Raw genomic sequence first — 19,933 nt, forward strand, 5'->3', positions numbered from 1 at the left:
TTAGCTGCAAATCAGCGATGATAACTATAATAGTGTATTGATCATCTGAGCGAGGACGCTATGCAATCTCAGGACGTTTCCTCTCAATCCGAAACACAAGAGTCAAAAGTTCTCCCTGCTCTCACAAACAATATATTGCCCGAGGCTCTCGCGCCTCAACCAACAGCTCAATTAAAAAAATCAGAGCTGACTGTTTCCGCAGCTCAAGATATCATTTACAAATTTTTTCTATATCACATCAACAACTCGGAATGCGAATTAGGTTTCCAGGAATTTAAAAAAATATTTATAGAACTAATTGCTCCAGTTAACGAGAAATTAATTCAAGCCCTACACACAATAATTGACTTTGACAGTCAACGAGAATTTAACAACTTATTTAAACGCTGCTGTTACATCTTATTAAATAACTGGATCGCTCACAAAAAATACCAACTTGCTGGGGAATTAATTACAATTATTAGCGAGAGAACCCTCAGCGAGCCCCAGGCGGACAATTGTCTCAAAATACTGAGAGTGTGGCTGACAAACTTTGTCAGCAGCCAAGACTATGAAGACATCAAGTTATTTGTATTCAAGTACGGCGACTACCAGCCCGTAGAAAAGCACTGGACTTCTCGCTATCAGCCTTATTTGCTAGCCACTCAATATCTAGATGCTAAAAACACCCTCGAAGAACGCCAAACAGCCAAACTATTGTCGCAGCAGCTAAAAGACAAGTACAAGTTTGACCTAGCAATGTATACATCTCGCTCTCAGTCTGCCGCATTCAAATTAAAAAATTATCATAATCCCACACTTTTAGGAGATGAAGCCCTGCGTTTAATCAAAATAATTTTGGTTAACCGAGGCTCCTTGAACTATCGCAGCTTAGCCAATATTTTTATCAAGCAGAGTCAAAATATTACCTACAAGCAGTTTAAGGAATCTCTGATGAAGTATTTATGTTATTACGAGGAAAAATTTTATAGTTCTGATATTTATCACCAACAACTCATTAATAGTTTAGAGAATTTTCATCCCGAAAATGACGGAGAAAGTTTAAACAGCGGCTTGCAGCTCAGAACTTGCAATTATCTAATCAAATGTTTGACTGTGGAAAATTCCGGGGAACCCACAGCCTTATTTCTAATTTTCGTCGCTCAACTAAATCCTTTAACACTAGCAATTTTGATGCTCAAAATAATTTTAATTTCGCCGTATTCCCAAACCTACTTAGAACTTTGTTTTGCTCGATTAATTGAATACTATCAAGATAACTCGGCTGCTGAATGTAAGTGGCTCATTAATTTTTTAGAAGTTTGCCAGATAGCTCTAACTATTTATGGAGAAAATGTTCAATACAATCTAGTGAATATGTCAGACAAACATCAAGAAGAACAGTTGTTTATCGACCTCAATAACTGTCGAGTTTTTTCTCAACAGAAACAACTCCCCAAAGATCGAGATCGGTCATCACCCAATACAGTTCACTTAAGATCGATCCCCCCTAACCCCCCTTTTTAAGGGGGGAACAAGAAAACTCTTAAAGTCCCCCGGGAGGGGGATGCGAGGGGATCTCCGAATATAAGAGTCGATCGTGAACCGTATTGAGTCATCACCCATCAGTCATTAGGTGCGCCGCGGCGCACCCTACAGCTCAATTTCGGCAATCAAATCGAGTATTTTTGCATAATCAAAATTATATAGATGATTTATCATAACTTCTGCAAAAACATGATTATCGCTGCGGATTTCCTCAATTCTTTTGGCAATAGAGTCGAAGTCAGCCTCCTGGACTGCCTGTTTGAGATTGCGCGTCCACTCAGGCGAAACTTTCGGCTTCGAGTCAAGCGTAAATATTGCAGAACTATCAGATAATTTTTCTTGTACAATAGTTGAACTCTCCGAGAAATCATTTAATTCAACATATTTATTGATGATTTGAACAAAGCCGGCTGATGTCACAACTTGGATGTCAAATTTGAAGACTGTGCCGCGTCCCACTTCGCTCTCGGCGGTAATGTCGCCACCCATTAATTTGATGAACTCGCGGCTGATACTTAATCCTAAGCCTGTACCTTTTTGAAGTTTTTTACCCGATGAACTTTGCACGAATAATTCAAATATACTGTCTAATTCTTCAGGGTAAATTCCCAGCCCTGTATCGGCAATTTCAAAGTTAATGACAACCTTTTTTTGACCTTTTGATAGATTGAAATTGTCGCCTTGTTCCGGCGTAATTCGTTCTTCGTTGTGCCATACTGTTACTGAAATCGAGCCTTTTTGGGTAAATTTAACCGCATTATCTAATAGATTAATCAGCACTTGTCGCAACTTAACGTCATCAGTTTGCACGTACTGGGGAACATCGGATGAGCGGTCAATAATTAATTGCAATCCTTTATTTGTCGCGGGAATTTGGAACATATTTTGCACGTCGCCCAGCAAGCGGTACAAGTCAAAGTTTTTGGCGTTGAGTGTCATGCGCCCCGATTCAATTTTAGATAAGTCTAAGACTTGATTGATCAGTTGGAGCAGGTGTTCTCCGCTGCGGCGAATAATTTTGATATTTTCCTTTTCCGGCCCAGTTAAATTAGCGCTGGGTTCCATTAATTGAGCGAAGCCGAGAATGGCGTTGAGGGGGGTTCGCAATTCGTGGCTCATGTTGGCGAGAAAGATGCTTTTAGTTTTGTTGGCGGCTTCTGCTGCTAATGCGGCTTGTTTGAGTTCTTGTTCTGCAAGTTTTCGATCGCTCGTATCAAGTATGACGCCGTGCCAGACAATATCTCCATTTTCGCGCAATTCCGGTCGAGAATAACCTTGCAGCCATTTGAGTTTTCCCGATGCTGTCACAATCCGCCATTCGTGGGAAAACGGTTCCAGAGTTGTTGCACTTGTGACAATTGCCTCGAAGTGGCTGGGGCGATCGTCTGGGTGCATTTGTTCGTAGAGTAAAGCAGGGTTGTTCTTGACTTCCTCCGGCTCTAATTCTTGAATTTCTCGGCACAGCGGACTTATATATTCCATCAGGACTGAGCCGTCGGGATGCTGCACGAATATGTAAAGTTCTCCGGGAACAGTGATCGCTAATTTGTGAAACAGAGCTTCGCTTTTTTGCAAGGCTAATTGTGCTTGTTTGCGATCGCCAATATCAATCCCAAATCCAAAAAGAAAGTCAAAATTGCCATTTTCATCCAAAACGGGCGTACCGTGCCACTCGACTAACAAAGTGCGATCGCACTTGGTGAGAATCCGATGCTCGTTAACCGTTTGCGGGCTCGTTGTGATGCGCTCAAAAATCGAGTGCAATCCGGCTCGATCGCCGGAGGGTACAAATGTAGCTAAATAATCTTTGCCGATAACTTCCGCAGCAGTATACCCTACAGCTTGCAGCATACTGTCATTCGCCAGGAGGATTTTACCAACAGAGTCGATCGCCACAAAAAAGATCGGAGAATTTTCGATAATCTTTAAGTTAAAGTCCCGCTCTTGGCGGATAATTTTTTCAGCTTGCTTGCGCTCCTCAATTTCGCTCTCCAAGCGGGCATTGATTTCGGCTAACTCGGTTGTGCGCGAGGCTACTTCAATTTCCAGGGTGCGGTTGTAGTCAGCCAATATTTGCTCTGCGTGTTTGCGAGCCGTGATATCTTTAAAAACAGTCAGAATATAAAGGATATTGCCCGCACCGTCAAACACCGGCAGCGCTCGCACTTGCAAGCGAATAATTTTCCCGTCTCGGCGAATTTCCATATCTTCAGCAATCACCTCAATGCCGCTCAACGCCCGCGCAAACGGCATTTGCTCGGCCGGATACACTCGATCGGTTCCTGTTATATAAGTTTGATAAGCTTCTGCTAGCTCTTCTGCGGTAGCATCGGGCATTTGTCCCCTACCCAATATTTGCTCTCCCGCCGAATTCATGAAAATAACTGCGCCGCCCGGAGTCATCGCCGAGACTCCAACGGGCAAATTTTCTACCAGCTTGGCAAATTTTTCTTCACTGGCGGCCAAAGCTTGAAAAGACTTTTTCAGTTGAGCAGCCATCTCGTTGAAAGAGTGCGCTAATTCACCGACTTCATCCAGCCTGCTGACAGCAACAGCGCGATCGAATTCTCCTGTGGCGATATCTTTAGCTGCGACTTTGAGCCGCAGCAGCGGCAGCGTTACCCACCGGGCTGTCAGCACTCCGGCAATTGTCGATAGCAGCAGCGCCACCGCACAAAGTAAAATTGTAGTGCGGGTATTTCTGTTAATTTGCCCCATGAAATCGGATTCGGGAACTCCGATCGCGATCAGCCAGTTCAAACCGTAACTATCAGCAAAGGGCAGCACTTCCACAAAATATTCTTCCCCTTGGAGGCTAAATTTTAGTTGCTGCCGCTGCTTAATATTGCCAAAGCCCCCGAAGTGTTCGTACAAATACTTAGCTGCGGTGCGAATGACAGGAGTTTGGCTGTCTAAAACATTCAGCCGCTCGGCTTCCTGCTTTCGGGACATCTTTCTAAAGGGTGATTCTTGACTCGAACTAGCAACCAGCAAGCCCGATCGTTCGATCGCGAAAATTTCTCCCGTTTTGCTAAAATTGACGCGATCGAGATATTGCTCGATCTCCAAGAGCGAAAAATTTACTGCACTAACTCCCAGCAATTTACCCGAGCGATCGCGAATCGGTTGACTCGCACCAATAAAAACAGTCCCCGGAGTAAAACCCGGATAAATGCTCGTCCAAATCGGTTTGTTAGCTGAGACAGCTTCTTTGTACCAAAGGCGCCCGCGGGCATCGTAGGTTCCCGGTTCTGCGTTTAATTTGGCGGTGCGAGTGCCTCTGTTGTCTGTAGCGAAGTAAATGTTCTGAGAGTTGGTAGATTTGTTAGCGGCGACAATTTGCAAGCTGCTGTCGATGGGGTTGCGCCAAACCCCCAGATATTCTCCTGATTTTTCAGAACCGAGGGAAATCGACTGAATGCTTTTAAACGATCGCATTTGCTGCCACAGGTACTTCTCTCCCCGAGGCTGGCGCCGTTCTAACTGTAAGTTTAATTCCCTGCGGTCGATCGCTTCAGCGTTAAGTTGATTTACCCAGTGGGCATTTTCGAGAACAGCAGTCAGTTGTTCTTCAACTCTCTTCCCCGTCTGGGCCATCAATTTCTGGGCGAGCTCTTCGACTGCTCTTTCTCCGTTGCGAAAAGAAAGATACCCGACAATCCCGACTGCTGCGACGATTTGCACCACAAAAGAGGCTACTAGAACGCAGCGCAGGGGTATTTTTGTTGGTTGTCGGACAGTTGGAAAGGCGAATCGGGACAACGGCATAGGCTGGTGACTAATTGCTCCCTAACACTTTAACTGTTCCAGCCCGTAATTTCACTTACGGGCGATCGAAGCCGTTTGCTTCGGTGTCAGTCAGTCGATTTTAGATTTTAGATTTTAGATTTTAGAATCGGCGATGATTGATTCTGTATGGGCCCGGAGGTTGCCCACAGTTGCATTCTTTTTTTTAACTGATATTGCGCACTCTTGGCTGAGAATAGCTCCGCCATTTTCTTGACGAAGTTTGGTTTCTTAGCTCAACCCAAGCTACTTTTTCCCTCAAACCTCATCCGTAAAATCCGTTAAATCCGCTATAAAATACATTTTCCCTCGAACATCTTCCCTCTCCCCTCTTCCTTCTTCCCTCTTCGTTGTTCGAGCAACTGTCAACCCAACGACTGCGCTCGGGGGGCAAGCTGTCAACTGTCAACTGTCAACTGTCAACTGTCAACTGTCACCAGCTACGCGGAAAATCCCCCGCTTGTCCAAACGGATATAGCGAGGGGCGAGAATAGGTATTCTCGGAAAATATAAAGTAGTGGCAGTGACTTTTGTCGAGCCATTGCCATCTATAGAATCCATACTGTTTTAGGCGCACTGAAAAATTTCAGAGCCAACTCTCTGCTTGCAGTCAATGCTTGAAGTCAACCCAACCTGTTCAAGCAAGAAGTCAAAGCAAATTGTAAAGACCTAGGATACTTCTTCGCGATCGATTTGGCGCAGGTGAATGTGCTTGCGTCCCAGAGAAATTTCAAATTCATCTCCCGGCTGGAGTTCCATCTGCTTGGTGTAGGCAGCTCCAATCAGTAAGTTGCCGTTAGATTGAACGCTAATCCGATAGCTAGCCGAGCGTCCGCCGCGTCCGTTGCCGTTTTGCTTCCCGTCTAGCTGAATGCCTTCTGCATCAATCAGCGCATTCAGGAATTTCATCATGTTGACCCGTTCTACGCCGTTCTTGGTAACGGTGTAGTAGCCACAGGCTCTAGCTTTTTCTTCCTTGGTAAGGTTCTCTAGGTCTTTGACCTTTTTGATCAGACCTTCGCCTTCAAGGGGTTCGATATTTTTCTTTTTAGCCATTTACTGAGTCCTGAAATATTCAACTGGTGTACGGATTTTTTCTCGGTTGGTTTTTGTCTCGACCAAGAAACTTTAGCTTTATAGCCGGTCGTAAAACCATATTACACCGATCGGCTCAATTGTTAACCACTATTATCTAAATATTTTTAACAAGGTGCAGTCTTTCTTGAGGAGTAGCACCGAGCCGGTGCGAGCAATCTCTAAACTCGGTAGCATAAGCTATCAGCTATCAGCTAGCTGAATATTTGCCCCAATCTTAAAATCCCATGAAGTTAACCACACGCGGACACTACAGTGTCAAAGCATTACTGGATCTAAGTTTGCAACCTCGGTTCGGCCCGACATCGGTGAAATCGATCGCGAACCGACAGGAGTTACCGGCTCCGTATCTAGAAAAATTGCTGATTGAAATGCGACGAGCCGGTTTAGTCCAATCTGTTCGGGGCTCCCAGGGAGGATATCAATTGGCCAGGGAGCCTGCTCAAATCTCTTTAGGACAAATCTTAGAGGCTGTAGGCGAAACTATTGAACCTTTACCTCGACATTCTCCCGACGCGAACCAACCAGAGGACTGGGTTACATTCAGTTTGTGGAACCGATTGCACAAAAAACTTGCCGAAGCGCTATACAGTATTTCCCTCGAAGACTTATACTATGATGTCCGCAGTTGGCAAGCGGCTCTTGGGGAAGAAACTAGCTTTATCATTTAAATGGTAAGTTGATTTATTCGATCGCCCGAGAACATGGACGCCACACTTGTTACCTACTCCGGCGGCACACGCTGCGGTGCTGTCTGCTTCACAGTCGCCGCCCTCAAACACGAAGCATCAGATTGCAACTGCTCCATCTGTAAAAAGAAAGGATTTTTGCACCTCATTGTGCCGCCGGAACGTTTTACCTTGCTGTGCGGGGAAGATGTTTTGACAACTTATACGTTTAATACAGGCACTGCTAAACATACTTTCTGCCGGATTTGCGGCATTCACTCGTTCTATCGCCCGATCTCGCATCCCGATCGATTCGATGTCAACGTCCGCTGTCTTGACGACTATGCCGTTTCCCAATTTCAGATTCTACCCTTTGACGGTGTTAATTGGGAGCAGAACGTACACTTGCTGCGTGACGAAAGTAATCTCAGCAGTTAAAATCAGGGATCAAAAATTCAAGTCCGCTCAAGGTAGCAGCAGTTAAAACAGCAGCTACCCGATCGCTCGGACGTACTATCAAGTTTGACAATATATATAATGATGCCCGATGAATTTGGTGTTTTGATTTTAGCTGCGGTATTGGATTATTCGATCGGCGATCCTTGGGGTTGGCCGCATCCCGTACAGGCCATGGGTTGGGCGATCGACCTTTACACTCGACTTGTCTTTAATATATGGAACAATCCCGCAGACAAAATGCCTCCCTCTGGCGATCGTCCAGCTCTCGTCCGGCACAAACTGCTGCTGCGATGTGCTGGTACAATACTAGCGATCGGGCTGATTCTAGGCAGTTATAGTGTCAGTTGGTCGATCGTCCTTGCTGCTAGTTGGGTGCATCCTCTTTTAGGCATAGCCCTGCAAACCGTTTTGCTGGCTAGCTGTTTTGCCGGTCGCAGTTTGAGGGCGGCTGCTGAAGACGTGCTAGCACCTTTAAATGTTGGAGATTTAGTCAAGGCGCGAGAACGGTTGAGCCTTTACGTCGGCCGGGATACCGAAAACTTATCCGAACCCGAAATTCTGCGAGCATTGTTAGAAACTGTAACAGAGAATGCAGTCGATGGCGTGAGTGCACCGCTATTTTATGCCTTAGTTGGGTTCGCTCTGCCGCATCTATTATTAACTGTTACCAATTTGCCGATCGATCCTAACTCGATGTGGGCGAGCGCGATCGTTCCCTGTGCGATCGCTTACAAAGCAGCCAGCACATTAGATTCTACCGTCGGCTACAAAGAAGCGCCATACACTGATTTAGGATGGTTTAGCGCCAAACTAGAAGACGTGCTGACATGGATTCCTTGCCGGCTAACAGTGATAACTTTAGCCCTGATATCTGGCAAACCGATTTACATTTGGCAGATTTGTCAGAGAGATGCTGTTAAAGATGCCAGTCCCAATTCCGGTTGGAGCGAGTGCGCCTACGCCGCCATCTTGGGAGTACAACTAGGAGGTACAAATTCCTATCGCGGAGTTATCAAACACAAACCGCCCTTAGGCGAGCCGGTTCGCGCGATCGCACCGCAGCTAATTGGCCAAGCATTGCAATTAACTCGGTATTGCTTTCTGATTTGGTTGGGACTATCATTGCTTTTTTATACCTTATTATGTTTGAGCCGCTAACTGCCGACCTCACCCGCAGACAGATACAGGCTCCCGACAGGACTCTGGAAGAGCCAAAAAAGTTTTGACGTTAGTAGTTCTACCCAGATTCATCTATCAAGTCAATCTAAAATCTAAAAATGGAAAATCTAAAATCGTTCCACCCCCAGATTCATTTGTCAAGTCAATCTAAAATCTAAAATCTAAAATCTAAAATCGTTCGATTCGCCAACAGCCAACAATTAGCTCCCAGCAAGCAATGACCAAAATTATCAAAATTCTCTCCCCCGATGAAGTGAGGCGCACTCTCACCCGCGTCGCTTCCCAGATTGTCGAAAAATCAGGAGCTCCCTCGGAGTTAGTGCTGTTGGGGATTCATACTAGAGGAGTGCCCATAGCTCAAATGTTGGCAGCTCAAATTGAAGTCCTCGAACAAGTCAAAGTATGCGTGGGCGCTTTGGATATTACTTTTTACCGAGATGACTTGGATCGAGTGGCGATGCGGACACCGGCTAAAACAGAAATTCCTTTCGATTTGACCGGCAAAACGGTGGTGTTGGTAGATGACGTTATATATAAAGGTAGAACAATTCGAGCGGCTTTGAATGCGGTAAACGATTACGGCCGGCCGGAGAAAATTTGGTTGGCGGTATTAGTCGATCGCGGGCACAGAGAAGTACCGATTCAGCCGGATTTTACGGGTAAAAAGTTGCCGACTGCAAAGGAAGAAAAAGTTAAGGTTTACGTGCAAGAACTCGACGGGCGCGACGGAGTGGAATTGATTAAGCGTTGATATCGTTTTCTTTGGCATCGGAATCATAATTTTCGCCCTGGAGCGTGCGATCGACGCGCGCGGAGCCAAGATATCTCAGGAAGGAGTCGATCGAGCGAATGTCTAGTTTGCGGCGATCGCACGCTCAGACCTCAGAAACCGGGTTTCTACGTATATTTCTCGTTACTAAACGTAAAAATTCGTAGAAACCCGGTTTCTCGCCTCCCATGCGTCGAGGGAAGAAACCCGGTTTCTACGCGGATGGAGCATCTTGATTTATTAGTCCTGGACGCACTCCATGGCTCAAATGCCGATCCCCCCGGCGCCCCCCTTAAAAAGGGGGGAACCTGAAAGCCCCCCTTTTTAAGGGGGGTTGGGGGGATCGATGCGTCCAGGACTGTTTATTTAAAATCGGCAGTGCAGGAGTTGAACCTGCCTGAGGCGAATTAGTTGCCTAAGTATAAGAGTTACCCCTTATACTCGGCTGCCAAACCGGACGTACACTTTTCAGCGTATCCGGCTTTACGTTAGATGGAATCTGTAATAGACCCCGCATTTTCCCGGTGGATAGCATCGTGGCAATATAGATGAACTAAAGTCTTGTTTGACCTTTTGTTGTTGTTTCTATTACCGTCGATGTGATGAACCTCAATGTAATCTTCAGTGGTGAAAAGTTGTTGACAGTGTGAACATCGACCCTTCTGATTTTTTAATCCGAGTCGAATGTCTTTAGGTGTTAGTGGGTGGTCGCCTCGGCGTGTAGCCCAATACACCCAGTCTCCGTCGTAGGGGCTTCTAGTGCCTTGTACCTTGGTGTAGTGTTTGTACTCAAATGAGTACAACATTTCCACTAGATAAAGATGCTCCCCTTCTTTCCATCCAAAGTTCCACGATGATTCCTTGCTTTTGAAAAATATTCGCGAGCAGATATATCCATCCCCTCTTTGAGAAAATTTCTTTCTCCCCCAGTTCAAGTAAACCTTATACAGGCTATGTTGAACTTTAGAGAATACCTCCTGTGAGTGACTCCCACTTTTGAAGTAATTTCCCCATCCTCTAATGAACCAGTTGAGGCTTTCAATCATTCGAGCTGGTTCTTGGGATTGTCCTTTGTTTAGTAAGGCTTTTAAATGGGATTGAAATTGTTTTATGGATTTATCCGAAGGTAGCACTTTCGTAACCATCTCCAAGGATTTACCATTGGTCTTCTTTCCCGCTCTATTTTTCCCTCTAGAAAAGGATTGGATATGGAACCCTAAGAAGTTGAAACCTGGCTTTTCCCCTTCGTATTCCTCTAATGTGTGACATAATTTGGTCTTTTGCTCGTTTAGCGAAAGTCCTATGTTTGCCATCCACTGTTTGGTCTTTTCGAGGGCTGCCTTGATTACTTCCTCTTCTTCGTGGAATATTACAAAATCGTCGGCATATCTTATTACTCGTGCATCACAGTATTCCTTCATCTTCCCTTTGGGTTGACCTATTCTTGTCTTCCTTACAGGAAATTCGGATGAGATGTAGCTTTCAAAGCCGTGTAGGGCTATGTTTGCTAGTAATGGTGATATTACGCCGCCTTGTGGGGTTCCTGATACTATTTTATGAAACACATCCCCAACTAGGACGCCTGATTTGAGCCAAGCTCTTATCTGCTTTTCCATGTCTGGAAACGTCTTCAACTTTTGTACCAGAGCCTCGTGGTCAATATTATCGAAACATCCTTTTAAGTCGGCATCTATTAGATACTTGGGTTTTTTTCGGATGCTTAGTTCGATTGCCTCTATAGCGTCGTGGCAACTTCTACCTGGTCGAAATCCATAGGAATTCGGTTCAAATAGTGCTTCCCATTCAGGTTCTAAGGCTAACTTTGCTAATGCTTGCTTTGCCCTATCTTCTATCGTGGGAATGCCTAGAGGACGTTTCTCCTTTTTGCCCGGTTTTGGAATTTCAACCCTTCTTAGGGGAGAGCTTTTACCGTCTAGTCGTAACTGTTCGGCTAGTTCTATCCTCTGTTGGGGAGTTAGAGATTTAATTCCGTCAATTCCAGCCGTGCGTTTCCCTTTATTCTCTTGTGTTACGCGACGAACTGCTATCAGTCTGGCGCTGAATGAAGAAATCAGGGTTTTTTGGAGTTTGACCACAAGTGGTTTGTTTCCACTTTTTGATGCTTCGTAAATCTTCGTCTGTAGCTTTATCACCTTTGTCTGGATTTCACTCCAGACTATAGATGACCATTCCGCTTCTAGAGCCTTGGACATAGCCGACCTACGTGATTTACATCTTTCTAACGTTCAATCTTTTGGCGTATCCCACACATTACATGAGGGCTTTTGCTTGAGATTGAATCCTTCACATCTTCGATTTACCTAGCTGGTAATCCCTGTTAAGGGCTTAAACCTTAGATGTTTCCCTCTTATCCTGTACCGAGCATATATGACGATTTAGGTGCCTGCTTTCTCCAGATGGGATTTATTGGATCGTCTCTAGGGTACTCAAAACCTAGTTTCCTTCCCATGTGTCCTTTTGAACCCAGCGTATCATTCCCTTTCGCTGGTGCGTCTGACTGGAGTTGGTAATGCAGGTTCACTTTCGTTCACCTTGTCGTCTCCCTCCCCTAACTACTGTGTGTGGATTCACTTAGTAGATGGGTTTTATCTCTAGCTTATAAATCCTGGGTGTTGCTACTTCCCAGAACCGAGATATGGAGTCCCCAGACGAATATGGGGGATGGATTTGCACCATCATGCTCGATCGGCATCGAGTCGCACTGAGTTCGCTGCCTAAACCGCTCGGCCAACTGCCGTTAAATCGATTTGTTCGATCCAACTCAGAAGTAATTATAACATAATTTCCCAGTCCGTGCTAGAACTAGAGAACAAAAATCAAAATCTTTAGATTTGTTGAGTCCCCGATCGCCTGGAACGCCGCTGTGCCCTCCGAAAGCTCGACCGGAATTAGCAATTTCTACAACTCGGTATAAAATTATAGGCAATGGCAGTGAATTCGACGGTAGTGCTGACTCTAATTCTCCTGGCTCTGATGTTTGGAGCAGGTGTGACGAGTTCTGTTTGGGGATTTACGATAGGTCGCGAAGCCTTGAAAGGAACGACTCAACCCGATGTTCGCCCCAGCAACAATGCTTCGAGCGGCAAGCCGGGAACTGTGGCTAGCAAAGACCAAGTAAGCATTTTGAAGGAAAAAGACATTCTCAAAACCGTCAAAGCGCGGGTAGAAGGTCGCGATCCCGAAAAAACGGCCGGGGCAAATAATAAAACAGACAAGGCAAGCTCTAAACCAGCCACAGCCAAAAAACCGGGCGCGCCAAATGCCAGCGCCAAGTTTCCCCTGAACAGTCGCGACGGAGGAGTCACCCTGGAAGTGAGCGCGGCCAGTCAGCGCAGCAACTCGATGCTGCTAGACGTGAGCATGAAAAACGAAGGTTCCCAAGCTGTGAGGTTTCTCTACAGTTTCTTGAACGTCACTGACAATCAGGGGCGGGCCCTTTCGGCGACTGCCGAGGATTTGCCGGCGGAACTGCCCCCCAACGGGCAGGTGTATTACGGTACGGTGAGTATTCCCACTGCTTTGCTGGAAAATGCTAAGGAAGTTTCCTTGACGCTGACAGATTATCCAGGTCAAAAACTCCAGTTGCAAATATCTGGCATTCCAGTGGCGAAGTAAGACAATCAGGAGACAAAACCTCCAGACGGATTCTCAGGTTGTTCGATCGAGAAAGTTGTTCTAGGGAGCATTGTGTCACTTTTAGGGGCGAGAGTTCAGGAGATAGCTGAGTTACCCGCGATGACTTGGACAGAGGTGCTGTCGCGGTTGCTTTCAGTGCTGCTGCTGATTGCGATCAATGCTTTTTTTGTGGCGGCTGAGTTTTCGATGGTGACGGTACGCCGATCGCGCATCAATCAGTTAGTGGATACCGGCGACGTTGCAGCTCTAACTGTACAATCTTTGCAGAAAAGTATCGAGCGATTGCTCTCGACAATGCAGTTGGGAATCACTCTTTCGAGTTTAGCTCTCGGCTGGCTTGGAGAAAGTACGATCGCCGTGCTAGTCCGAATGTCGATCGGCTATTTGCCGCTGCCAATTTACATCAAGTCGGCGATCGCCCATTCTTTGGGCATATCAATAGTAACTTTTTTCCTGCTAGCTTACCTGCAAATCGTACTCGGCGAACTGTTTCCCAAATCTGTAGCGTTACTTTATTCCGAACAGCTAGCCAGAAGTTTAGGGCCTCCGAGTTTATTGATTTCCCGCTTGTTCAATCCCTTTGTGTCGTTTCTCAATCAATCCACTCGATCGCTCTTGCGACTTGCAGGCATCGAATACGACCTCAGACACAGGCCGGTTACTCCCGAAGAACTGCAACTAATCATAGCTACTTCCAGCGAATCAAGCGGCTTGGAAGCAGAAGAGCGAGAACTGCTCAACAACGTGTTTGAATTTGGCGAAGTTTGGGTAGAAGAAGTGATGGTGCCAAGGCCCAGCATTGTCGCACTTCCGAAGACGGCCACCTTTCAAACTTTGCTCGACGAAATGGCGATTTCCAACCATTCCCGCTATCCCGTCACGGGAGATTCTTTCGACGATATTATCGGCATTATTGGCTTCAAACAACTTGCGAAACCCTTAGCTGAAGGTTTGCTATCTCCCGACACGCCAATTGTAACGTGGATGCGTTCCGTGAGATTTGTGCCGGAGATGATGCTGCTGGGGGAACTGCTGCCTTTGATGCAGGGTTCGTCGGAAGAAATTGCGATCGTCGTCGATGAATTTGGCGGCATTTCCGGGTTAGTGACGCTGAGGGATTTGATAGCTGAAATTATCGGCCGCACTTACCAGTCGCCCGACAGCAAAGAAATAGCTTTGCAAGTATTGGACGATCGCACTTTTTTAGTGCAAGCGCAGTTAAATGTCGATGACGTGAATCAAATATTGAATTTGGATTTGCAGGTGACAGACGAATATCAGACTATCGGAGGTTTTATGAGCTATCAGTTGCAAAGAATGCCGGCTGTTGGGGAAGTTTGGCGCGGCGAAAATGTGGAACTTACGGTGGTTTCGGCGATCGGGCCGCGGTTGGATCAAATTCAAATTCAGTTGCTGGATGGGGCGGCGGGCGATCGAGTTTTGGGTGAAGTTGCAGCGGCGGGCGGGGAAGTTGTGGGGAAAGGGCGATCGAATGGCGGGTTGAGAGGTGCGGCGAAGTTTTCTAGTTAGGATGGGGATGGGGATGGGCGATCGCTCTAGCGCAACTCTTTAGTTAAAAGGAATTATCTGCAAACTGTTTAAGTCGATCGTTCTCCATTTTGTTAGAGTTAGAAATCGCTATTTTTGTTCTCCGTCGAAGGCAAAAAACAAGAACTGTATAAATTCATCGCTACACCCACAACACCACCATATAAGTGTTTGCCACCTCTTAGTGCGGCTTCGTCTGCCGCCCGATACAGAGTGGAATAATCTAAGCTATTGTGCACTTAAATTGGATGTTGAAAAACAATCAAAGTCTTGTGGGCTGGGCGGGAGAGCCCGCTCTAAATATACAATTTAAATGCGCGACAGCTTACACCATGTTCCGGATAGAAAGCTACCCCACAAGGGGCGGGTTTCACCCGAAACATTTTGGGGTAGCGAAGGAAATCGATAAACCCGCCCCCGCGTTACTAAAAAAATAATGCCCAATTACCTTTTTCCCAATTACCTTTTTCCCAATTACAATGAAATTAACAAAATGCGCGCTCGCCCTCGGTAGCAACTTAGGCGACTCCCTCGCCACCCTCAAAAGCGCGATCGCAACTCTCAACAACACCCCAAAAATCACAGTAAAATCTCATTCAAGCTGGTATCAAACCGCCCCCGTCGGGCCGCCGCAACCCGATTACATCAACGCCTGTGCCATCCTAGAAGTAGCACTAGAACCAGAACAATTGCTAGCAACTTTATTAGAAGTTGAAATAAAATTTAATCGGATTCGCCGCGAAAAATGGGGGCCGAGAACCCTCGACCTAGATTTGCTGCTGTACGATGATTTAATCCTAGAAACTCCGACACTGAGTTTACCTCATCCCCGGATGACCGAAAGAGCTTTTGTATTAGTACCTTTAGCAGAAATTGCGCCGGATTGGGTGCATCCAGTGACGAAAAGTGCGATCGCCCAACTCCTGAAAACGGTAAACTGTTCGGGAGTGGAAAAAATGAAAGTGTAGAAATTGAGCAAAATTCCGGGCTGCGATCGCATATCATGTCTTAAATCGGTGCAATCCAACATTATTCGCTTCTCGCTTATGTCGATCGGTCAAGAACTACCCCAACTCCTCAAACAGCGCCTGTTTTACCAAGGGCGCAAATTCAACTTTGACGTAGCCAGCCTCCGGCTTCCCAACGGTTCCGAAGGCGACTGGGAATGTATTCGCCACCCAGGCGGAGCACTTGCAGTTCCCGTCACCCCCGAAGGTAAACTCGTCTTAGTGCGACAATACCGATTCGCCGCCAAAGGGCGGATTTTAGAATTTCCCGCAGGTACAGTCGAAATCAATGAAAGCCCCGCCGAAACAATCAAACGCGAAATCGAAGAAGAAACCGGATATCGCGCCGGAAAATGGCGGGAATTAGGCAAATTTATGCTCGCTCCCGGTTATTCCGATGAAATAATTTATGCTTTTTTAGCGCAAGATTTGGTCAAACTGGAAAAGCCGCCAGAACAAGATGACGATGAAGACATGGAGACAGTTTTATTCAGTCCCGAAGAATTAGAAAAAGCTATCTTAGCTGGCGAACCAATTGACGCGAAATCAATTTCTAGCTTTTTCTTGGCGCGTCCATTTTTGACATAAAGCAGACTGTCCAGGACGCACACAATCTCTCTGTAAGGTGCTTCTGACGCACCCTACTTATTATATAGTAGTAAGGTGCGCCCGCCGAAGCACCATACTATATATTACTCATTCTTCCTTCTTTCTTCTTCCTTCTTTCTTCTTCCTTCGTGTCATAAGCGTCTTCGCGGTTCAATCAGTAATGTGTGCCGTGCGCACCCTACTTATTATATAGTAGTAAGGTGCGCCCCAAGCACCCTACGGGAACTGTAAGAAGTTAAAATATAAAAAAAATGTCTGATTTAATTTTATTTTGGCACCGCCGCGACTTGCGTATTTCTGACAATATCGGACTAGCAGCAGCCCGCCAGCAAAGTCCGAAAGTAGTCGGGATTTTTTGTCTGGATCGCAATATTCTCGATCGCTCTGACGTAGCGCCAGCCCGAGTCACATACATGATCGGTTGCTTGCAAAAACTTTCCTCACGTTACACCGAAGCAGGCAGCCAATTGCTGATAATTCAAGATGACCCGATTCTCGGAATACCGAAATTAGCAACAGCGATCGATGCTAAAGCAGTATTTTGGAACTGGGATGTAGAACCCTATGCAAAAGAGCGCGATGTAGCCGTATTAAACGCCCTCCAACAAGCCGGAATTCAAGTTCAAAATTTCTGGGATCAAATCCTGCACGCCCCGGAGGAAATTCGCAGCGGTACAGGACAACCCTACACAGTTTATAGCCCGTTTTGGAAAAACTGGAACAGCAAACCCAAAGCCGAACCAGTAGAGACATTGCCGATAACTTATCTGGAATTAATGACCGGATTAACCGCAGAAGAACAAGAAATCGCCAACCGAGCCGGTGCAATAGAAACACTGCCAACTGCCTTTAGTTTGGGATTTATTTGGGAAAATCCATTAGTAATAGAACCCGGAGAAGATGCAGCGCAAAAAAAATTAGAAGAATTTTGCGATCGGGCAATTTACCAATATCAAGAACAGCGCAATTTCCCCGCAAATAACGGCACATCCCAACTCAGCGCCGCCCTCAAATTTGGTGCAATAGGCATCCGCACTGTTTGGCAAGCTACCCAGAGAGTAATGGACACTTGCCGCAGCGAAGAAGCGCGCACAAGCATCCGCACTTGGCAACAGGAAATAGCGTGGCGAGAATTTTACCAACACGCCATGTATAACTTCCCAGAATTAGCAGATGGGCCCTACCGTCAAGCATTCAAAGACTTTCCGTGGGAGAACGATGAAAAGCTGTTTCAAGCTTGGTGTAGGGGCAAAACAGGTTATCCCATTATCGATGCAGCAATGCGGCAGGTAAATCAGACAGGTTGGATGCACAATCGCTGTCGCATGATAGTCGCTAGTTTCCTCACCAAAGATTTAATTATTAACTGGCAGTGGGGCGAAAAATACTTCATGCAAAAATTGATTGATGGCGACCTTTCTGCTAACAACGGCGGCTGGCAGTGGAGCGCATCGAGCGGGATGGACCCGAAACCTTTGCGAATATTTAATCCCGCCAGTCAAGCTCAAAAATTTGACCCGGAAGGGGAATATATTCGGCACTGGGTTCCCGAATTGCGCCGAGTTGATACTAAACTTTTGCTAACTGGAAATATTTCGCCTATAGAACGCCGGCTGCTTCATTATCCCGATCCGATCGTAGACCACAACGAGCAGCAGCGCAAGTTTAAGGAACTTTTTAAGCAGCAAAAAATCGTTGAGTAGAAAATCGGGCGAATAGAATTCGCACGCCACACAGACAAAACCCACTCCAAGCGGGTTGAAGAAAGAAAGAAAACCGGGCGCATGGAATTAGGTTGTTTTCTTTACACGAAAGAATTGGTTTAAAGCCGGAACCCTTTGAGGGAGAAATTAAAATCCGACTATTCATTACTCCGATCCTCTTCCTTCCAGGTAGAGGTCTCTCTCAACTGTCAACTGTCAACTGTCAACTGTCAACTGAATGAAACCTTCTGAATTCGGACGAATTTTTTTGTAGACGCGGTTTCAACCGCCATCTTATCCGATCTAAATCGTATTGAGTTACAATAAAATTAAAGACATTGGAGGTTGAAATGGTAACGCTGCAGTTAAGACAAATCAGTGTGCCGCCAGGACATAGACTGCTGTTGAACGATGTCAACTGGCAGGAATTTGAGGCGATTTTAGAAGAGTTGGGAGAACACCGCGGCTCTAGAATAGCTTACAGTCAAGGAACTTTGGAGATTAGGATGCCGCTACCAGAACATGAATTTAATAAAGAAATTATTGGGGATATGGTCAAAATACTGCTCGAAGAACTGGAAATCGATCGAGAATGCTTTGGTTCGACGACTTTCAAGCGAAAAAGTATGTTGCAAGGAATTGAACCTGATAACTGTTTTTACATCCAGAATTACGCTTTAATGATTGGCAAAAAGCGTATCGACTTAACTGTAGATCCGCCACCGGATTTAGCAATTGAAGTCGATTTAACTTCCAAGACTCAACTGGATGCTTACGAGGCGCTGGGAGTCCCGGAAATTTGGCGCTATGAAAATAAAAGGCTTCAGATTAATGTGCTTGAAGATGGGAAATATGTTGAATCGGAAATGAGTCCGACATTTCCAAATCTGCCAATTGTTGAAGCGATTTCTCAGTATTGCGAACAAAGTCAAACAGCGGGCACGAGTCAAACTCTCCGATTGTTTCGGAAGTGGGTTAGAGAGCAAATACAAAATTGATCGCAAATCCCCAATTTTCTGACAGCAAACGCCCTAATTTCGTTGTATTGTTACTTTCGCTGTTGGGAAATAGACAGAGAGTAAGGGTGTTGACCTTGCGATCGATCGCCCACAAAAATCACATAAGTTCCCTTGTCCCCATAACCGGAAAATTCTACATTCCCCGCAGCAGCATTCGCCGGTAGGACGCAGAAACGACCCCTCGGCCCCTGAATCATCAAACTCGGAGCTCCCGCAGTTTGTACTGCAATCCGCCAGTAAGGTAAATCCTGGGTTACTTCGATGACTTGGTTCGGCCCTTGGGACACAAAACCGCAGTCGCCGCTATTGTTCGGGCCGCCGGAAACTCCTGAAACGCTCAGCGGTTCGCGAAATCCCGGAGCAATTTGCAGCGGTTGGCTCCGAAGGGCTCCGGCATCCGCTAAAATCATTCCCAAGGCTAGGGTCGCGATCGCACTAAACCACCGTTTGCCGCGATCGCCCGCACAGTGTATCTTCATATTTCCTCACTCACACAATGGCATTGAGTCCTAGTTCTTTGACAGTAGGCCATAATTGCGGTTCCAAACAGATTAATCTAAACTAACTACTGAATTTTTTTATGAATCCTCAAAATAACTTCAATTGGCAGCAAGCGATCGGAGAACTAAAAGCTAAACTAGAGCGATCGCCCCTCATCCAACAAAATCCAGACAGCTATCAGGCCGTCGGCACCTTCTACAATCAATTTCTGGACAAGTTTCAAAGACTCCCCAAACCAGGGCAGGTGGCAGTCTTTGCCGTCGGAGCGATAATTGTCCTGACAGTCTTCAATAGCATCGTACAGCTAATTTCCGCGCTGATGACTCTTGCCGTTCTCGGAGTGCTAATGTACATAGCGTATAAATTGGCAATTGCTCCAGATTCCAACACTAACGACTAACAATAG

The 19,933-nt window shown here is 46.0% G+C and carries 16 protein-coding genes; 12 read left to right on the forward strand and 4 right to left on the reverse strand.

The genetic code is table 11. The features are described 5' to 3' along the window. Window positions 1–60: 60 nt before the first annotated feature. Window positions 61–1,506, forward strand: a complete 1,446-nt coding sequence (locus QUB63_RS16125; RefSeq protein WP_332946266.1) for a hypothetical protein — start codon at window positions 61–63, stop codon at window positions 1,504–1,506. Window positions 1,507–1,632: 126 nt separating this feature from the next. Here QUB63_RS16125 and QUB63_RS16130 read toward each other — a convergent pair whose 3' ends face one another. Next, complete coding sequence (locus QUB63_RS16130; RefSeq protein WP_332946267.1) at window positions 1,633–5,295, reverse strand: PAS domain S-box protein; 3,663 nt, start codon at window positions 5,293–5,295, stop codon at window positions 1,633–1,635. Window positions 5,296–5,982: 687 nt separating this feature from the next. Beyond that, window positions 5,983–6,369 carry an AbrB family transcriptional regulator gene (locus QUB63_RS16135; protein ID WP_332946268.1) on the reverse strand — a complete coding sequence of 129 codons (387 nt, stop codon included), beginning with the start codon at window positions 6,367–6,369 and terminating at the stop codon, window positions 5,983–5,985. Between the two features lie 266 nt (window positions 6,370–6,635). On the opposite strand from QUB63_RS16135, the gene QUB63_RS16140 reads away from it, so the two are divergent. From QUB63_RS16140 to pyrR, 4 genes are all read left to right on the forward strand, one after another. Next, entirely contained in the window at window positions 6,636–7,079 is a 444-nt protein-coding gene (locus QUB63_RS16140; RefSeq protein WP_332946269.1) for an Rrf2 family transcriptional regulator, read from the forward strand. 33 nt (window positions 7,080–7,112) lie between these two features. Continuing rightward, window positions 7,113–7,514 (forward strand): GFA family protein, encoded by a 402-nt coding sequence (locus QUB63_RS16145; RefSeq protein WP_332946270.1) that lies wholly within the window; start codon window positions 7,113–7,115, stop codon window positions 7,512–7,514. A 99-nt stretch (window positions 7,515–7,613) separates the two neighbouring features. Continuing rightward, entirely contained in the window at window positions 7,614–8,693 is a 1,080-nt protein-coding gene (gene cbiB, locus QUB63_RS16150) for an adenosylcobinamide-phosphate synthase CbiB (RefSeq protein WP_332946271.1), read from the forward strand. Window positions 8,694–8,931: 238 nt separating this feature from the next. Continuing rightward, entirely contained in the window at window positions 8,932–9,465 is a 534-nt protein-coding gene (gene pyrR / locus QUB63_RS16155; protein WP_332946272.1) for a bifunctional pyr operon transcriptional regulator/uracil phosphoribosyltransferase PyrR, read from the forward strand. Between the two features lie 506 nt (window positions 9,466–9,971). Here the strand turns inward: pyrR and ltrA are convergent. Next, complete coding sequence (gene ltrA / locus QUB63_RS16160) at window positions 9,972–11,696, reverse strand: group II intron reverse transcriptase/maturase (protein WP_332946273.1); 1,725 nt, start codon at window positions 11,694–11,696, stop codon at window positions 9,972–9,974. Between the two features lie 733 nt (window positions 11,697–12,429). On the opposite strand from ltrA, the gene QUB63_RS16165 reads away from it, so the two are divergent. The 6 genes from QUB63_RS16165 to QUB63_RS16190 all read left to right on the forward strand — a co-directional run bounded on the left by QUB63_RS16165 (window position 12,430) and on the right by QUB63_RS16190 (window position 19,005). Next, entirely contained in the window at window positions 12,430–13,119 is a 690-nt protein-coding gene (locus QUB63_RS16165; protein WP_332946274.1) for a hypothetical protein, read from the forward strand. A 120-nt stretch (window positions 13,120–13,239) separates the two neighbouring features. Then, on the forward strand, window positions 13,240–14,670 hold the full coding sequence (locus tag QUB63_RS16170) for a hemolysin family protein (RefSeq protein ID WP_332946275.1): 1,431 nt from the start codon (window positions 13,240–13,242) through the stop codon (window positions 14,668–14,670). 497 nt (window positions 14,671–15,167) lie between these two features. Beyond that, entirely contained in the window at window positions 15,168–15,656 is a 489-nt protein-coding gene (gene folK, locus QUB63_RS16175) for a 2-amino-4-hydroxy-6-hydroxymethyldihydropteridine diphosphokinase (protein ID WP_332946276.1), read from the forward strand. A 78-nt stretch (window positions 15,657–15,734) separates the two neighbouring features. Next, the gene (locus tag QUB63_RS16180) at window positions 15,735–16,283 is read left to right on the forward strand and encodes an NUDIX hydrolase (protein WP_332946356.1); all 549 of its coding nucleotides are present in this window, start codon (window positions 15,735–15,737) and stop codon (window positions 16,281–16,283) included. A 272-nt stretch (window positions 16,284–16,555) separates the two neighbouring features. Then, the gene (locus QUB63_RS16185) at window positions 16,556–18,007 is read left to right on the forward strand and encodes an FAD-binding domain-containing protein (protein WP_332946277.1); all 1,452 of its coding nucleotides are present in this window, start codon (window positions 16,556–16,558) and stop codon (window positions 18,005–18,007) included. Window positions 18,008–18,357: 350 nt separating this feature from the next. After that, the gene (locus tag QUB63_RS16190; RefSeq protein ID WP_332946278.1) at window positions 18,358–19,005 is read left to right on the forward strand and encodes a Uma2 family endonuclease; all 648 of its coding nucleotides are present in this window, start codon (window positions 18,358–18,360) and stop codon (window positions 19,003–19,005) included. Window positions 19,006–19,055: 50 nt separating this feature from the next. Here QUB63_RS16190 and QUB63_RS16195 read toward each other — a convergent pair whose 3' ends face one another. Beyond that, window positions 19,056–19,505: a hypothetical protein gene (locus tag QUB63_RS16195; protein ID WP_332946279.1), complete on the reverse strand. Its 450-nt coding sequence runs from the start codon at window positions 19,503–19,505 to the stop codon at window positions 19,056–19,058. A 101-nt stretch (window positions 19,506–19,606) separates the two neighbouring features. On the opposite strand from QUB63_RS16195, the gene QUB63_RS16200 reads away from it, so the two are divergent. Continuing rightward, on the forward strand, window positions 19,607–19,927 hold the full coding sequence (locus QUB63_RS16200; protein ID WP_332946280.1) for a hypothetical protein: 321 nt from the start codon (window positions 19,607–19,609) through the stop codon (window positions 19,925–19,927). Window positions 19,928–19,933: the final 6 nt, after the last annotated feature.

The sequence above is a fragment of the Microcoleus sp. ARI1-B5 genome, assembly GCF_036705795.1.
Classification (GTDB): domain Bacteria; phylum Cyanobacteriota; class Cyanobacteriia; order Cyanobacteriales; family Microcoleaceae; genus Microcoleus.

What these genes read in the sequence shown, in the direction of transcription:
- QUB63_RS16125 (WP_332946266.1), top strand. Translation starts at nt 61, where the DNA reads ATGCAATCTCAGGACGTTTCCTCTCAATCCGAAACACAAGAGTCAAAA.
- QUB63_RS16130 (WP_332946267.1), bottom strand. Translation starts at nt 5,295, where the DNA reads ATGCCGTTGTCCCGATTCGCCTTTCCAACTGTCCGACAACCAACAAAA.
- QUB63_RS16135 (WP_332946268.1), bottom strand. Translation starts at nt 6,369, where the DNA reads ATGGCTAAAAAGAAAAATATCGAACCCCTTGAAGGCGAAGGTCTGATC.
- QUB63_RS16140 (WP_332946269.1), top strand. Translation starts at nt 6,636, where the DNA reads ATGAAGTTAACCACACGCGGACACTACAGTGTCAAAGCATTACTGGAT.
- QUB63_RS16145 (WP_332946270.1), top strand. Translation starts at nt 7,113, where the DNA reads ATGGACGCCACACTTGTTACCTACTCCGGCGGCACACGCTGCGGTGCT.
- cbiB (WP_332946271.1), top strand. Translation starts at nt 7,614, where the DNA reads ATGATGCCCGATGAATTTGGTGTTTTGATTTTAGCTGCGGTATTGGAT.
- pyrR (WP_332946272.1), top strand. Translation starts at nt 8,932, where the DNA reads ATGACCAAAATTATCAAAATTCTCTCCCCCGATGAAGTGAGGCGCACT.
- ltrA (WP_332946273.1), bottom strand. Translation starts at nt 11,696, where the DNA reads ATGTCCAAGGCTCTAGAAGCGGAATGGTCATCTATAGTCTGGAGTGAA.
- QUB63_RS16165 (WP_332946274.1), top strand. Translation starts at nt 12,430, where the DNA reads ATGGCAGTGAATTCGACGGTAGTGCTGACTCTAATTCTCCTGGCTCTG.
- QUB63_RS16170 (WP_332946275.1), top strand. Translation starts at nt 13,240, where the DNA reads ATGACTTGGACAGAGGTGCTGTCGCGGTTGCTTTCAGTGCTGCTGCTG.
- folK (WP_332946276.1), top strand. Translation starts at nt 15,168, where the DNA reads ATGAAATTAACAAAATGCGCGCTCGCCCTCGGTAGCAACTTAGGCGAC.
- QUB63_RS16180 (WP_332946356.1), top strand. Translation starts at nt 15,735, where the DNA reads ATGTCGATCGGTCAAGAACTACCCCAACTCCTCAAACAGCGCCTGTTT.
- QUB63_RS16185 (WP_332946277.1), top strand. Translation starts at nt 16,556, where the DNA reads ATGTCTGATTTAATTTTATTTTGGCACCGCCGCGACTTGCGTATTTCT.
- QUB63_RS16190 (WP_332946278.1), top strand. Translation starts at nt 18,358, where the DNA reads ATGGTAACGCTGCAGTTAAGACAAATCAGTGTGCCGCCAGGACATAGA.
- QUB63_RS16195 (WP_332946279.1), bottom strand. Translation starts at nt 19,505, where the DNA reads ATGAAGATACACTGTGCGGGCGATCGCGGCAAACGGTGGTTTAGTGCG.
- QUB63_RS16200 (WP_332946280.1), top strand. Translation starts at nt 19,607, where the DNA reads ATGAATCCTCAAAATAACTTCAATTGGCAGCAAGCGATCGGAGAACTA.